The 14,422-nt window shown below is 58.7% G+C and carries 12 protein-coding genes; 4 read left to right on the top strand and 8 right to left on the bottom strand.

The features are described from left to right. Nucleotides 1–404: 404 nt before the first annotated feature. The 6 genes from BS626_RS15745 to rpmH all read right to left on the bottom strand — a co-directional run bounded on the left by BS626_RS15745 (nt 405) and on the right by rpmH (nt 5,380). Complete coding sequence (locus BS626_RS15745) at nt 405–1,316, bottom strand: GIY-YIG nuclease family protein (RefSeq protein ID WP_075183335.1); 912 nt, start codon at nt 1,314–1,316, stop codon at nt 405–407. A gap of 213 nt (nt 1,317–1,529) precedes the next feature. After that, nucleotides 1,530–2,894, bottom strand: a complete 1,365-nt coding sequence (gene mnmE, locus BS626_RS15740) for a tRNA uridine-5-carboxymethylaminomethyl(34) synthesis GTPase MnmE (RefSeq protein ID WP_075183334.1) — start codon at nt 2,892–2,894, stop codon at nt 1,530–1,532. Between the two features lie 100 nt (nt 2,895–2,994). Continuing rightward, complete coding sequence (yidC, locus tag BS626_RS15735; RefSeq protein WP_075183333.1) at nt 2,995–4,641, bottom strand: membrane protein insertase YidC; 1,647 nt, start codon at nt 4,639–4,641, stop codon at nt 2,995–2,997. Between the two features lie 2 nt (nt 4,642–4,643). Continuing rightward, a complete protein-coding gene (gene yidD, locus BS626_RS15730) occupies nt 4,644–4,901 on the bottom strand; it encodes a membrane protein insertion efficiency factor YidD (RefSeq protein ID WP_075183332.1) in 258 nt (85 codons plus the stop codon). Continuing rightward, nucleotides 4,865–5,224 carry a ribonuclease P protein component gene (gene rnpA, locus BS626_RS15725; RefSeq protein ID WP_075183331.1) on the bottom strand — a complete coding sequence of 120 codons (360 nt, stop codon included), beginning with the start codon at nt 5,222–5,224 and terminating at the stop codon, nt 4,865–4,867. Before rnpA ends, yidD begins: the two co-directional genes overlap by 37 nt. Nucleotides 5,225–5,239: 15 nt before the next feature. Then, nucleotides 5,240–5,380 (bottom strand): 50S ribosomal protein L34, encoded by a 141-nt coding sequence (gene rpmH, locus BS626_RS15720; protein ID WP_000831330.1) that lies wholly within the window; start codon nt 5,378–5,380, stop codon nt 5,240–5,242. A 581-nt stretch (nt 5,381–5,961) separates the two neighbouring features. On the opposite strand from rpmH, the gene dnaA reads away from it, so the two are divergent. From dnaA to gyrB, 4 genes are all read left to right on the top strand, one after another. Beyond that, the gene (dnaA, locus tag BS626_RS15715) at nt 5,962–7,365 is read left to right on the top strand and encodes a chromosomal replication initiator protein DnaA (RefSeq protein ID WP_075183330.1); all 1,404 of its coding nucleotides are present in this window, start codon (nt 5,962–5,964) and stop codon (nt 7,363–7,365) included. Between the two features lie 4 nt (nt 7,366–7,369). Next, complete coding sequence (dnaN, locus tag BS626_RS15710; RefSeq protein WP_075183329.1) at nt 7,370–8,470, top strand: DNA polymerase III subunit beta; 1,101 nt, start codon at nt 7,370–7,372, stop codon at nt 8,468–8,470. Between the two features lie 143 nt (nt 8,471–8,613). After that, the gene (gene recF / locus BS626_RS15705; protein ID WP_075183328.1) at nt 8,614–9,717 is read left to right on the top strand and encodes a DNA replication/repair protein RecF; all 1,104 of its coding nucleotides are present in this window, start codon (nt 8,614–8,616) and stop codon (nt 9,715–9,717) included. Next, entirely contained in the window at nt 9,717–12,128 is a 2,412-nt protein-coding gene (gene gyrB / locus BS626_RS15700; protein WP_075183327.1) for a DNA topoisomerase (ATP-hydrolyzing) subunit B, read from the top strand. Before recF ends, gyrB begins: the two co-directional genes overlap by 1 nt. Nucleotides 12,129–12,196: 68 nt before the next feature. On the opposite strand, the gene BS626_RS15695 is transcribed toward gyrB, so the two are convergent. Together BS626_RS15695 and BS626_RS15690 are read right to left on the bottom strand one after the other, a co-directional pair. Then, nucleotides 12,197–13,660: an ATP-binding protein gene (locus BS626_RS15695; RefSeq protein WP_075183326.1), complete on the bottom strand. Its 1,464-nt coding sequence runs from the start codon at nt 13,658–13,660 to the stop codon at nt 12,197–12,199. After that, on the bottom strand, nt 13,657–14,376 hold the full coding sequence (locus BS626_RS15690) for a response regulator transcription factor (RefSeq protein WP_075183325.1): 720 nt from the start codon (nt 14,374–14,376) through the stop codon (nt 13,657–13,659). Before BS626_RS15690 ends, BS626_RS15695 begins: the two co-directional genes overlap by 4 nt. Nucleotides 14,377–14,422 lie beyond the last annotated feature (46 nt).

The following is a 14,422-nucleotide window of genomic DNA, read 5'->3' as shown; positions in this document are numbered from 1 at the left end:
TGTTACGGGGTTTCAATCATTTTCCACTGGCTAAATGGCGTGCCGCGCGTCGAATGAATCCGATAGCTCACCGAGATGATCATTTGTAGGATATAACGCTGCGTACGTTTTGCTAAACGCCGCTGTGGTTAATCAGACGTTGGCAATCATCTTTTTAGTCCGCTTCCAGCCTGACTAAATTTTTAATACTATTACTGCTATTCTGCTTGTTGGTTTGTCGCAGATCAGCCCACGCTCATACAGTAGCAACTGGGACTGACCCTTTCGGTGGTGTAGAGAATGAAATCGTTATCCATGTCAGGCTTCTCCACGTTGATCATTCCCTGCGCTGGAATAAACGCCGTCATGTAGTTGTACGCTCTGGCATAAAGGCCCAGGCGGTCCGTTTTTTATCGCCTCCGGAATCAGGGATGGGCCGAGCCTTGGACCAGTAAATCGCTGTGGATCGGCCGGCCACTGAGCGAGTCCAGGGTACGGCCTTGGTAGTCGTGCAGCGTCATCCCTTGTTCAGTTTTCCAGTCCACCCAACCATTTGACGTGCCCAGCAGTAAAAACATTGAGGCGCCGCTCGGGGTTTGAAACAGGTGGTCACGCTGGAACACAAAACGATCGCCCTGCTGCACAATTACGCCTTTGGCCAATAACTGATCACGCTTATCAAAGTAGCGCTGTTCGGTTTTGCGTGTGGTGGTCATGGGGGCCGACGATCCTTTCAGGACCACCATACCTTCATTGGTATAGATGCCCCTGGCAGTAACTTTTGCACGATTGCAAATGAAGACCTGCACACTGCTGGTGGTGGCTGCGGTTAACGACTCAAACAGAGGATAACCCAGGGTGGCCAACAGCAAACTGCCAATGTCATGGATTTCGTCACAATCGGCTTTTAAGGGAACAGGCGTATGGGTCCGCTGCCCGCTGTTGCCATTAAGCAGGCTATAGCGCTGGCAGCTTCTGGCTTTTTCGATGGCCAGAGACTCCAGATACAGCACGTGAGTTTGGGTCAGGTTATTGGTGAGCGACACCAGCACCAGAGCACGCTCCCAGTCTTTTGTTCCTTCTTTATGGTGCTGCATCAGCCTGCCACCCACCTCGCCAGACTGGCCGATGTACACTTCATCTTTGTTGTCACCGGCGACCAGAAAATACAGCCCCACCTGCCTGGCCTCAGGCATGGCGAGAAATTCTGCAATATCACTGCGGGGCACTTCTATCACCCGAATGATTGACGTGGTCTGCTCAGCAATGCGAATCCCGGCCGGATCGCCCGTTGGCAGAAAGAGTTGAATGGTGCGTGGCCGTTTTGGCGTACTCATGTGCTTTCCTTTTTATCCACTGTTACCCAATGGTTATTTGTTAATAGCTGCTAACCCCTTTTTTTATCCATTTTTTATTAGCGAGCAGCTGTTCAGTGATAGCGATGACATTATCCTGGATTGACAGGATTTGGGCGAAACACACACTTTACCGAATGAAGGTTCTCATGGTTCAAAAAAGGCACGGAATATACCTCATCAGATACCATCCCATCACTTGCCGATGCAGAAGCTGGAGAAGATCCGTCCCAGCAGATCGTCGGAGGTGAATTCGCCGGTGATTTCGCTGAGCGCCTGCTGCGCCAGCCGCAGCTCTTCGGCCAGTAGCTCGCCGGCGCGGGCGCCCAGCAGCTGATCTTTTCCCTGCTGTAGATGGGTTGCCGCCTCGGCCAGCGCCTGCAGATGGCGGCTGCGTGCGAGGAAGCCCCCTTCCACATTGCCGGCAAAGCCCATGCTCTGCTTGAGGTGCTCGCGCAGCGCGTCAACGCCCTCGCCGGTGTGGGCCGACAGGCGTACCAGCGTGCGATCGGCATACCCGGTCATACCGGGCGCTTCGCCGGTGACGTCGGCCTTGTTACGGACGATTGTAACCGGCAGCTCCGCCGGCAGGCGGGCAACAAAATCCGGCCATATCTGCTGCGCTTCGGTAGCGTCGGTGGTGGTGCCATCGACCATAAACAGCACGCGATCCGCCTGTTCAATCTCCTGCCAGGCGCGTGCGATACCGATGCGCTCCACTTCATCGCTGGCGTCGCGCAGTCCGGCGGTGTCGATGATGTGCAGCGGCATGCCATCGAGGTGGATATGTTCACGCAGCACGTCGCGGGTAGTGCCGGCAATGTCGGTCACAATCGCCGCTTCGCGGCCGGCCAGCGCATTCAGCAGGCTGGATTTACCGGCGTTCGGCCGCCCGGCGATCACGACCTTCATGCCCTCGCGCAGCAGGCTGCCCTGGCGCGCTTCGGCGCGCACGCCGTCGAGATCGGCAATCACGCTCATCAGCTGGGCTTCAATTTTGCCGTCGGAAAGGAAGTCGATCTCCTCGTCCGGAAAGTCAATCGCTGCCTCGACGTAAATCCGCAGGTGGGTGAGGGCCTCGACCAGCTGATTGACGCGGGTGGAAAACGCCCCCTGCAGCGAATTCAGGGCGGAGCGCGCGGCCTGCTCGGAGCTGGCGTCGATCAGATCGGCAATCGCTTCGGCCTGCGCCAGATCCAACTTATCGTTAAGAAATGCGCGCTCGGAGAACTCGCCGGGACGGGCAATACGCACGCCGGGCAGCGCCGCAATCCGCTTCAGCAGCAGGTCGAGGATCACGGGGCCGCCGTGGCCCTGCAGCTCGAGCACGTCTTCGCCGGTAAAGGAGTGCGGGCCCGGAAACCACAGCGCAATACCCTGATCCAGCGTGCTACCGTCACCGTCGCGAAACGGCAGATAATCGGCGTAGCGTGGCTTAGGCAGTTTGCCCAGCAGCGTGCGGGCGACCTCGGCGGCCTGCTGGCCGGAAACGCGTAGAATGCCCACGCCGCCGCGTCCCGGGGGCGTGGCCTGCGCGACAATGGTGTCGTGATGGCTCATGGTTCACCTTCTCAGATGCAAAAAAAGAGGGCGGCATCGCTGCCGCCCCGCAGGGTATGTCCTGAACAACCCGGGGCGGGCGCGGCCGGCCCCGGCGTTATCAGGCTTTTTTCTTATCGCGGCTGTGCAGGCCCCGTTTCTCCAGCCCGCGATAAATCAGCTGCTGCTGGAGGATGGTCACCAGGTTACTGACAATGTAGTACAGCACCAGGCCGGACGGGAACCACAGGAAGAACACGGTAAAGATAACCGGCATGTAGGTCATGATCTTCTGCTGCATCGGATCGGTGACGGTGGTCGGTGACATCTTCTGGATGAAGAACATGGTCACGCCCATCAGCACCGGCAGAATGTAGTACGGGTCCTGCGCGGACAGATCATGGATCCACAGGATAAACGGCGCGTGACGCAGTTCGACCGAGCCCATCAGCATATAGTACAGCGCCAGGAAGATCGGCATCTGAATCAGCAGCGGCAGACAACCGCCCAGCGGATTCACTTTCTCCGATTTGTACAGCGCCATCATCTCCTGGCTCATCTTCTGCTTGTCGTCACCCAGACGCTCGCGCATTGCGGTGATTTTCGGCTGCAGCATGCGCATTTTCGCCATCGAGGTGTACTGCGCTTTGGTCAGCGGGTACATGATGCCGCGCACGATGAAGGTGATGACGATAATGGAGAAGCCCCAGTTACCGATAAAGCCGTGGATGAATTTCAGCAGCTTAAACAGCGGCTGAGAGATAAACCACAGCCAGCCGTAGTCTACGGTCAGGTCCAGGTGCGGGGCGATGGCCGCCATCTGATCCTGAATCTCCGGTCCGACCCACAGGGTGGCGGCCAGCGACTGCTGCGCACCCGGAGCGATGGTCTGCGCAGCCGATTTGTAGCCGATGGCGACCATGCCGTTACCGAGGTTGCTGGTATACAGGCTGTTATCACCGGCGGTACGCGGCACCCATGCGGTCGCAAAATACTGCTGCAGCATCGCCACCCAGCCGTTCGGCGTCTTGACGTTCAGGTTTTCGTTGTCGGTGATGGTATCGAACTTGTATTTTTCGTACTTGGTCTCATTGGTCGAGTACGCCGCGCCGCGGAAGGTGTGCAGCGCAAAGTTGCTGCTCCCGGTATCGCGGTGCTTCGGCAGATCGACCGACTGTTTCAGCTGACCAAACATCGCCACTTCCAGCGGCTGCTGGCTGGCGTTATTGATGGCGTAGTCCACATCAATGGCGAAGGAACCGCGCTTCAGGACGAAGGTTTTGGTGTAGGTCGCGCCATTGTCTGCGGTATAGGTCAGCGGGATACGCAACTCATCCTGGCCGTCCGCCAGCGTGTAGCTCTCCTGGCTGGTGGTGTACAGCGGGCGTTGACCGTTGTTCGGGTTATCCGGGCCGTTACGACCGGTCAGGCCGCTCTGCGCCTGATAGGTAAACGCCGGGGTGGTTTCCAGCAGCTCAAACGGCGTGGTGGAACCCAGTTTATCCGGGTAGGTCAGCAGCAGTGCCTGGTCAATGTCGCCACCGCGGGTGTTGATCTGCAAAGACAGGACATCGGTCTTAACGGTGATCGTTTTGCCCTGGCCGCTGGCGGGCACGCCCTGGTTAGCGGCATCATCGGCGGCGCTGGTCGCACTCTGCGTGGTCTGGGTTTGCTGCGGCTGCGGAGCGTGGTCCGTCTGCCAGGCTTGCCAGATCATGAAAGAGACGAACAGAAAAGCGATGAGAAAAAGATTGCGTTGCGAATCCATCGTTAATGTTCTCTGGTATCAAAGGGTTTTGGCGGCACCGGATCATCGCCACCCGGATGTAAAGGGTGGCATTTTAATACGCGTTTTATCGTCAACCAACTGCCTTTTATCACGCCAAACCTGCGCAATGCCTCAATACCGTAATGTGAACACGTCGGTGTGAAGCGACAGTGGGGGCCCAAAAGCGGACTGATGACGCGTTGATAAACGCGGATCAGCGCAATCAGGAGCCGCGAGCCAGGCGACAGTGACGACGCCATAGTTTCTCCAACGCTTCCGTCAGCGCGCGATTATCAAGATCGGCCACCCCTTTTTTCGCCACCACCACAAAATCCATGGCGGGCAAATCATGCTGCCGCAAACGAAAGCTCTCCCGCGTCAATCGCTTGATGCGGTTACGTTCGTGAGCGCGCTTAACATTTTTTTTCGCGACGGTCAGACCGATGCGGGGATGCCCCAGCGAGTTTGGGCGGCCGAGGATAGTGATTTGCGGCGTGCCTGCACGATGCGGCTGCTGGAAGACAAAGGTGAAATGAGCGGGAGTTAACAAACGTAACTCCCTGGGAAATGCGAGCTTAACCACAGAGGGTTAGCTTTATTACTTAGAAACGGTCAGACGAGCGCGGCCTTTAGCACGACGACGTGCCAGAACCTGACGACCATTTTTAGTAGCCATACGAGCACGGAAGCCGTGTGAACGGTTGCGCTTCAGTACGGACGGTTGAAAAGTGCGTTTCATGGCGATTTCTACCTAAACTTGAAAATTTCACTGGGTGACGCGTGTTTACAGTCCGTAAAAGACCGACGCCTCAGTGCGGCTTAATAAAGAGGCGGGATTGTAATAATTGTACAGTCCAGAGTCAATTTACTTCGTGTAATAACCGCGCCTTTGCAAGCCTGAGCGCTGTCCAAAGACAGTATCAGAGCAAGACGCGCAACACGTGGGCTCGGGATTATACGGGCTTCCTGCCAAAGCGCAAGGATCGCACGGGATCTTCTGACGATCGTGCCTGTTCGTATCCGGTCGTAACGCGTCGTGCGCCTGACCCTGCGCGGGATCCGCGCGAGACCGGCGGCAGAAAATGGGCGCCAACGGTGCGGCGGCGCGCCTGTGGATAAAAGGGATCAAAACGGTGTAGAAAGTGAAGATCTCTGCGGCGCTTTGCGCTATGATCCGCCCTTCCTCTGGCGATCCTCTTCGTGGATCGTGACGGGAGTAACCGCGGACAGCGGTTCGCCTACCGGGTCGGTATGCGTCAACAACGATGAAACGTCTTCAGCACACTTTCTTATATTGATCTTGTTCGAGTGGAGTCCGCCGTGTCACTTTCGCTTTGGCAACAGTGTCTTGCCCGTTTGCAGGATGAACTACCTGCCACAGAGTTCAGCATGTGGATCCGTCCGTTGCAGGCCGAACAGAACGACAGCACCCTGGCGCTGTATGCGCCCAACCGTTTTGTCCTCGACTGGGTACGGGATAAATACCTGAACAACCTGACCGCGTTGCTGAATGAGTTCTGCGGCGCGGATGCCCCACAGCTGCGTTTTGAAGTCGGCAGCAAGCCGGCGACCCAGCCGGTGGCTCCGCCGGTAGCGGCGATGACTACGGCCGCCGCGGCTCCGCCGCCTGCGGCCGCCGGTGGGCGTCCGGCGCCAGTGCGGCCCAGTTGGGATACGCTGCCGGCGCCGGCGGAACTCTCTTACCGCTCCAACGTCAATACCCGGCACAATTTTGATAACTTCGTCGAGGGTAAATCGAACCAGCTGGCGCGCGCGGCGGCGCGCCAGGTGGCTGATAACCCTGGCGGTGCGTATAACCCGCTGTTTTTGTACGGCGGTACCGGCCTGGGTAAAACCCACCTGCTGCACGCGGTCGGCAACGGCATCATGGCGCGCAAGCCCAACGCCAAAGTGGTCTACATGCATTCGGAGCGCTTTGTGCAGGACATGGTTAAGGCGCTGCAGAACAACGCCATCGAAGAGTTCAAGCGCTACTACCGATCGGTGGATGCGCTGCTGATCGATGATATTCAGTTCTTTGCGAATAAAGAGCGCTCGCAGGAGGAGTTTTTCCACACCTTTAACGCGCTGCTGGAAGGCAACCAGCAAATTATCCTGACCTCTGATCGCTATCCGAAAGAGATTAACGGCGTGGAAGATCGCCTGAAGTCCCGCTTCGGCTGGGGGCTGACGGTGGCCATTGAGCCGCCGGAGTTGGAAACCCGGGTCGCGATCCTGATGAAAAAGGCCGATGAAAACGATATCCGCCTGCCGGGCGAAGTGGCGTTTTTTATCGCCAAGCGCCTGCGCTCCAACGTGCGCGAGCTGGAAGGAGCGCTGAATCGCGTGATTGCTAATGCCAACTTTACCGGTCGGGCAATCACCATCGATTTCGTGCGTGAAGCGCTGCGCGATCTGCTGGCGCTGCAGGAAAAACTGGTTACCATCGACAATATTCAGAAGACGGTAGCCGAGTACTACAAAATCAAAGTGGCCGATCTGCTCTCCAAGCGGCGTTCGCGCTCGGTGGCGCGTCCGCGCCAGATGGCGATGGCGATGGCGAAAGAGCTGACTAACCACAGCCTGCCGGAAATCGGCGATGCGTTTGGTGGACGCGATCACACTACGGTGCTGCATGCCTGCCGTAAGATTGAGCAGCTGCGTGAAGAGAGTCACGACATCAAAGAAGATTTCTCAAACTTAATCAGAACATTATCTTCCTGACGCTATGAAATTTATTGTCGAACGTGAGCATTTACTGAAGCCCCTTCAGCAGGTCAGCGGCCCGCTTGGAGGACGTCCCACGCTGCCGATCCTCGGTAACCTGCTGCTGCAGGTCAACGAAGGCACGCTGCTGCTGACCGGTACCGATCTGGAAATGGAGATGGTGGCCCGGGTGGCGCTGTCCCAGGAGCACGAGCCGGGCGCGACCACCGTGCCGGCGCGTAAGTTTCTCGATATCTGCCGCGGCCTGCCGGAAGGGGCGGAGATCAGCGTGGTGCTGGAGGGCGAGCGGATGCTGGTGCGCTCCGGGCGCAGCCGCTTTTCGCTTTCGACCCTGCCGGCCAGCGACTTCCCGAATCTGGACGACTGGCAAAGCGAAGTGGAGTTCACCCTGCCGCAGGCGACGTTAAAGCGCCTGATCGAGGCCACCCAGTTTTCGATGGCCCACCAGGACGTGCGCTACTACCTCAACGGTATGCTGTTTGAAACCGAGGGCGAAGAGCTGCGCACCGTTTCGACCGACGGCCACCGGCTGGCGGTGTGTGCGCTGCCGATTGGTCAGACGCTGCCAAACCATTCGGTGATCGTACCGCGTAAAGGGGTGATTGAGCTGCTGCGCCTGCTGGATGGCGGCGACACGCCGCTGCAGGTGCAGATCGGCAGCAACAACATTCGCGCCCACGTCGGTGACTTTATCTTTACCTCCAAGCTGGTGGACGGACGTTTTCCGGATTACCGCCGCGTGCTGCCCAAAAATCCCGATAAGACGCTGGAGGCCGGTTGCGATCTGCTGAAGCAGGCCTTTGCCCGCGCGGCGATCCTCTCTAACGAGAAATTCCGCGGCGTGCGTCTCTACATCAGTGAAAATCAGCTGCGCATCACCGCCAATAACCCCGAGCAGGAAGAGGCAGAAGAGATCCTCGACGTCACCTACGCCGGTAGCGACCTGGAAATTGGCTTTAACGTCAGCTACGTGCTGGACGTGCTCAACGCGCTGAAGTGTGAAAAGGTGCGGCTGCTGCTGACCGACTCCGTTTCCAGCGTGCAGATCGAGGACGCGGCCAGCCAGTCGGCTAACTACGTCGTCATGCCAATGCGGTTATAAGGCGTCAGGCCTCTCTGCCCGACGCGCCGTGCGGGGCGCGGGCGTCAGCGCCTCACCGCCGTGAGGGCCGCGACGCTCGCGCGGCGCGGCTGCCGGATAATACCGTGCGCTTTCACCACCGCTGTTTGGGGATCCCATCCGCTATGGCTTTAACCCGCCTGCTTATCAAAGACTTCCGTAATATTGCACAGGCCGATCTGGCGCTGGCGCCGGGATTTAATTTCCTGATCGGTGCCAACGGCAGCGGAAAAACCAGCGTGCTGGAGGCTATCTATACCCTCGGGCACGGGCGGGCGTTTCGCTCGCTGCAGACCGGGCGGGTGATCCGCCACGAGCAGGATGCGTTTGTGCTGCACGGCCGCCTGCAGGGCTCGGAGCGGGAGACGTCGCTCGGACTGAGTAAAAACCGCGCCGGTGACAGCAAGGTGCGTATTGACGGCAGTGATGGCCATAAAGTCGCCGAGCTGGCTCAGCTGCTGCCGATGCAGCTGATCACGCCGGAGGGATTCACCCTGCTCAACGGTGGCCCCAAATACCGCCGGGCGTGGGTCGACTGGGGCTGTTTTCACAACGAGCCCGGTTTTTTTCTGGCGTGGAGCAATCTGCGCCGGCTGCTGAAGCAGCGCAATGCCGCGCTGCGTCAGGTATCGCGCTATCAGCAGGTGCAGGCGTGGGATCGCGAACTGGCGCCGCTGGCCGAGCAGATCAGCCAGTGGCGCGCCGACTATTGTCGGGCGATTGCCGAGGATATTCAGGCCACCTGTCAGCAGTTTTTACCGGAATTTTCTCTCACCTTTGCCTTCCAGCGCGGCTGGGACAAGGAGAGCGATTACGCCAGCCTGCTGGCACGCCAGTTCGAGCGCGATCGCGCGCTGACGTATACCGCCAGCGGCCCGCATAAGGCCGATTTTCGCATTCGCGCCGACGGTACGCCAGTGGAGGATATTTTGTCACGCGGTCAGCTGAAACTGCTGATGTGCGCCCTGCGGCTGGCGCAGGGGGAGTTCCTGACCCGCCACAGCGGACGCCGCTGTCTCTACCTGATTGATGATTTCGCCTCTGAGCTGGACGACGGGCGTCGACAGCTGCTGGCCGACCGGCTGAAAGCGACCCAGGCGCAGGTGTTTGTCAGCGCGATCGGGGCTGAGCATGTGTTCGACATGAGTGACGAAAAGGGCAAGATGTTCCGCGTAGAAAAGGGTAAAATAACCCCTCAACCTGAAGATGAAATGAGCGAGAAACGTTGATGTCGAATTCCTATGACTCCTCGAGTATCAAAGTCCTGAAGGGACTGGATGCGGTAAGAAAACGCCCGGGTATGTACATTGGCGACACGGATGACGGTACCGGTCTGCATCACATGGTATTCGAAGTTGTGGATAACGCCATTGACGAAGCGCTGGCCGGTCACTGTTCCGACATTGTGGTTACCATCCACGCCGATAATTCCGTTTCGGTCCAGGATGATGGCCGCGGGATCCCCACCGGTATTCATCCGGAAGAGGGCGTCTCGGCGGCGGAAGTGATCATGACCGTCCTGCACGCCGGCGGTAAGTTTGACGACAACTCGTACAAAGTCTCCGGCGGTCTGCACGGCGTGGGCGTCTCGGTCGTTAACGCGCTGTCAGAAAAACTGGAGCTGACCATTCGCCGCGATGGCAAGGTCCATCAGCAAATTTATCACCACGGCGTCCCGCAGGCGCCGCTGTCGGTCACCGGCGAGACGGATTCCACCGGTACGCGCGTGCGCTTCTGGGCCAGCCATGAGACCTTCACTAACGTTACTGATTTTGAATATGACATCCTCGCCAAGCGCCTGCGCGAGCTCTCGTTCCTGAACTCCGGCGTTTCCATTCGTCTGGAAGACAAACGCGAAGAGGGCAAAAGCGACCATTTCCATTACGAAGGCGGCATCAAGGCGTTTGTTGAATACCTGAATAAGAACAAAACCCCGATCCACCCGAACGTGTTTTACTTCTCTACCGAGAAGGATGGCATCGGCGTGGAAGTGGCGCTGCAGTGGAACGACGGTTTCCAGGAAAACATCTACTGCTTCACCAACAATATTCCGCAGCGTGACGGCGGTACGCACCTGGCAGGCTTCCGCGCGGCGATGACCCGTACCCTCAATGCCTACATGGATAAAGAGGGCTACAGCAAAAAGGCCAAGGTCAGCGCCACCGGCGACGACGCGCGCGAAGGGCTGATTGCCGTGGTCTCGGTGAAGGTGCCGGATCCAAAGTTCTCCTCGCAGACCAAAGATAAGCTGGTCTCTTCCGAAGTGAAATCGGCGGTAGAGCAGCAGATGAACGAGCTGCTTGGCGAATACCTGCTGGAAAATCCGGGCGATGCCAAAATCGTGGTGGGCAAAATCATCGATGCCGCCCGCGCCCGTGAAGCGGCGCGGCGCGCCCGCGAAATGACCCGGCGTAAAGGCGCGCTGGATCTGGCCGGTCTGCCGGGCAAGCTGGCGGACTGCCAGGAGCGCGATCCGGCGTTGTCTGAACTCTACCTGGTGGAGGGTGACTCGGCGGGCGGCTCGGCCAAGCAGGGACGTAACCGTAAAAACCAGGCCATCCTGCCGCTGAAGGGTAAAATCCTCAACGTGGAGAAGGCGCGCTTCGATAAGATGCTCTCTTCGCAGGAAGTGGCCACGCTGATCACCGCGCTGGGCTGCGGTATTGGTCGCGACGAGTATAACCCGGATAAGCTGCGCTATCACAGCATCATCATCATGACCGATGCCGACGTAGATGGCTCACATATCCGTACGCTGCTGTTAACCTTCTTCTACCGGCAGATGCCGGAGATCATTGAGCGCGGTCACGTCTATATCGCCCAGCCGCCGCTGTATAAGGTGAAAAAAGGCAAGCAGGAGCAGTACATCAAAGACGACGAGGCGATGGATCAGTATCAGATAGCTATCGCGCTTGACGGTGCCACTCTGCACACTAACGCCAGCGCACCGGCGCTCGGCGGCGAGCAGCTGGAGAATCTGGTCTCGGCCTATAACAGCACCCGCAAGATGATCAAACGCATGGAGCGTCGTTACCCGACGGCGCTGCTGAATACGCTGATCTATCACCCGACGCTGGCCCAGTTGGGCGATCGCGATGTGGTGCAGAGCTGGACGGAGGCGCTGGTCGGTGAACTGAACGCGCGCGAAACTCACGGCAGCAGCTACAGCGCCGTGGTGCGTGAAAACCGCGAGCTGAACCTGTTTGAGCCGGTCGTGCGCATCCGCACCCACGGCGTCGATACGGACTACGTGCTGGATAATGAGTTCGTCCTCGGCGGAGAATACCGCAAAATCAGCGATCTGGGCGGCAAGTTGCGCGGTCTGATTGAGGAAGACGCTTATATTGAGCGCGGCGAACGTCGCCAGCCGGTGGCCAGCTTTGAGCAGGCGCTGGAGTGGCTGGTGAAAGAGTCGCGTCGCGGTCTGTCGGTTCAGCGCTATAAAGGGCTGGGCGAGATGAATCCGGATCAGCTGTGGGAAACCACCATGGATCCGGAAAGCCGCCGCATGCTGCGGGTGACGGTCAAAGACGCCATCGCCGCCGATCAGCTGTTTACCACGCTGATGGGCGATGCGGTGGAGCCGCGCCGCGCCTTTATCGAAGAGAATGCCCTGAAAGCGGCAAACATCGATATCTAAACATCTGTGCGCCACCCAATGACAGGGGCCCCGTTGGGGCCCTTTTTTGTGCGCGCCCGGCGCCAGCGTTACTCCAGCGGCAGTACAAAGCGGAAGCAGGCGCCGGTGGGTGTCTCCACCAGCTGGATCTCACTATGATGCAGCTGCAGCATGCGGTGTACGATCATCAATCCCAGCCCGCCGTGCTGGCGCTGATTGTGATTCAGCACCGATGGGCGATGAAACAGCGTTGCTTTCAGTTCATCGGCCACGCCGGGCCCCTCATCCGCCAGCTCCACCCGCAGCCCCTGGCTTTGCTGCTGAATGCTCAGCCGTACGCTCCCGCCCGGCGGTGAGTGGCGGATGGCGTTATCCAGCAGGTTGGTCAGCACCCGTTCAATCATCGACAGATCGGCATAGACCAGCGGCAGCCGCGGTTCGATCTCCGGCTGCAGCTGAATCTGCCGGCGTTCGGCGCTGAGTTCGCACTTTTGCCAGACGTCCTGCGCCAGCTCGCTGAGAGAGAAACGCTCTTTGCGCAGGCGGACACCGCCGTGCTCCAGCCGCGCCAGCTCAAACAGCTGCTGCGCCATTACGCCCACTTTCTGACTCTGCGCCAGCGCGATGGCCAGATAGCGCTGACGTTCGACGGCGGTCAGGCTGTCAGCCTTAAATGACAGGGTCTCCAGATAGCCGTGCAGCGAAGTCAGCGGCGTACGCAGATCGTGGGAGATGTTGGCGATAAATTCGCGGCGCTGCTGATCCTGGCCGGCCAGCTGTTCCCACTGCCGGGTGATACGGCGGCTGAGGCCGATAAACGCGTGCTGCAGCTGGCTTACTTCATTTGGCGTGGCTACCGGTACGTCCTGCTCCGCCAGCGCCTTGATCGCCACCATCCCACCTTTATCCAGCTGGCTGACCTGATGGATAAGCTGGCGCATCGGGCGCGTTACCCAGCGAAAAATCACGATGCCGATGGTCAGGGTCAGCAGTAATAACACTCCCATTGAAGACAGGGAGTAAAACAGCAGCGCGCTGCGCTGGGCGTTGTCGGCTAAAAATTGATAGTCCTCGCCCAGCAGGATCACGTATAACCAGCCCTGCTGCCGGTTGTTTCGCACCAGTGGCGCCGCGCTAAACACTTTTTTTCCCTCCATACTGCGCGGGTCGTCGCCGAGGATTGGCAGCTCAGCACCCTGCTGCATCGCCAGCAGCGGGGCCAGAGAGACCTGATGACGCTTGATACGGCCCGGGGGGGCGGCATCGGCCACGATCCTACCCTGGTTATCCAGCAGGTAGACTTCAACGCTGGGGTTGACCGTCATCGTCTGATCAAACAGCGCCTTTAACGCCTGCTGATCAAGGCCCTGTGAGCGCATCAGTGGAATCGCCCCGGCGATGTGGCTGGCCAGCCCGACGGACAGCTGCTGAATGGTGGCGCGACTGTAATTTTTGCTGGTGTGCATTTGTAGCCAGACTGAAACCGCACAGCCGATCACCATGAGCAGCGTAAAACTCAGCGCCAGCTTGTGCGACAGCGACAGCGATCTCATGCGGAATGTTCTCCAGGTAATACGAATTTATAGCCTTTGCCCCACACGGTCAGGATGCGCTCCGGCGCGGCCGGGTCGCGTTCAATTTTTACCCGCAGGCGATTAATGTGGGTATTCACCGTGTGTTCATAGCCATCGTGCTGATAGCCCCAGACCAGATCCAACAGCTGCAGGCGGGAAAACACTTTGCCCGGATGACGGGCGAAGTGAAACAGCAAATCAAATTCGCGCGGCGTCAGATCCACGCTCTGTTGACTCAGGCGTACTTCACGCGCGATGGGATCAATCTGCAGCTCTCCGAGGGTGAGCAATCCGGCGTCGAGACGTAAATTTTTACCCATCGCCTCCTGGCGACGGAACAGCGCCTTGACCCGCGCCACCAGCTCCAGCATCGAAAACGGCTTGGCCAGATAATCATCGGCCCCCAGCTCGAGGCCGAGTACGCGGTGCACCTCGCTACTGCGTGCGCTAATCATGATGATCGGCGTATAGCGGGTCATGTTGCGCGCGCGGCGACAGATTTCCAGGCCATCAATACCGGGCAGCATCAAGTCGAGGATCAGCGCATCCCAGCCTCCCTGCTCCAGCAGCGCCATCCCCCGCTCCCCGTCGGCGGCGTGGGTGACCCTGAACCCCTCGTCCTGTAAATGCAGCTGCAGCAGTTCTGCTATGTGGCAATCGTCTTCCACGACCAGAAGATTACGGGCGTTTTCCATCGGCATATCCCCTACCAAGATTAGTTTGATAGTAGCGAAAGTCGCC

The sequence above is a fragment of the Pantoea sp. 1.19 genome, from assembly GCF_001922585.1.
Lineage (GTDB): Bacteria > Pseudomonadota > Gammaproteobacteria > Enterobacterales > Enterobacteriaceae > 1-19.
This window is presented reverse-complemented; position numbering and strand designations above follow the sequence as displayed.

Coding starts and splice junctions, on each gene's coding strand:
- BS626_RS15745 (WP_075183335.1), bottom strand. CDS start 1,316: ATGAGTACGCCAAAACGGCCACGCACCATTCAACTCTTTCTGCCAACG.
- mnmE (WP_075183334.1), bottom strand. CDS start 2,894: ATGAGCCATCACGACACCATTGTCGCGCAGGCCACGCCCCCGGGACGC.
- yidC (WP_075183333.1), bottom strand. CDS start 4,641: ATGGATTCGCAACGCAATCTTTTTCTCATCGCTTTTCTGTTCGTCTCT.
- yidD (WP_075183332.1), bottom strand. CDS start 4,901: ATGGCGTCGTCACTGTCGCCTGGCTCGCGGCTCCTGATTGCGCTGATC.
- rpmH (WP_000831330.1), bottom strand. CDS start 5,380: ATGAAACGCACTTTTCAACCGTCCGTACTGAAGCGCAACCGTTCACAC.
- dnaN (WP_075183329.1), top strand. CDS start 7,370: ATGAAATTTATTGTCGAACGTGAGCATTTACTGAAGCCCCTTCAGCAG.
- recF (WP_075183328.1), top strand. CDS start 8,614: ATGGCTTTAACCCGCCTGCTTATCAAAGACTTCCGTAATATTGCACAG.
- gyrB (WP_075183327.1), top strand. CDS start 9,717: ATGTCGAATTCCTATGACTCCTCGAGTATCAAAGTCCTGAAGGGACTG.
- BS626_RS15695 (WP_075183326.1), bottom strand. CDS start 13,660: ATGAGATCGCTGTCGCTGTCGCACAAGCTGGCGCTGAGTTTTACGCTG.
- BS626_RS15690 (WP_075183325.1), bottom strand. CDS start 14,376: ATGGAAAACGCCCGTAATCTTCTGGTCGTGGAAGACGATTGCCACATA.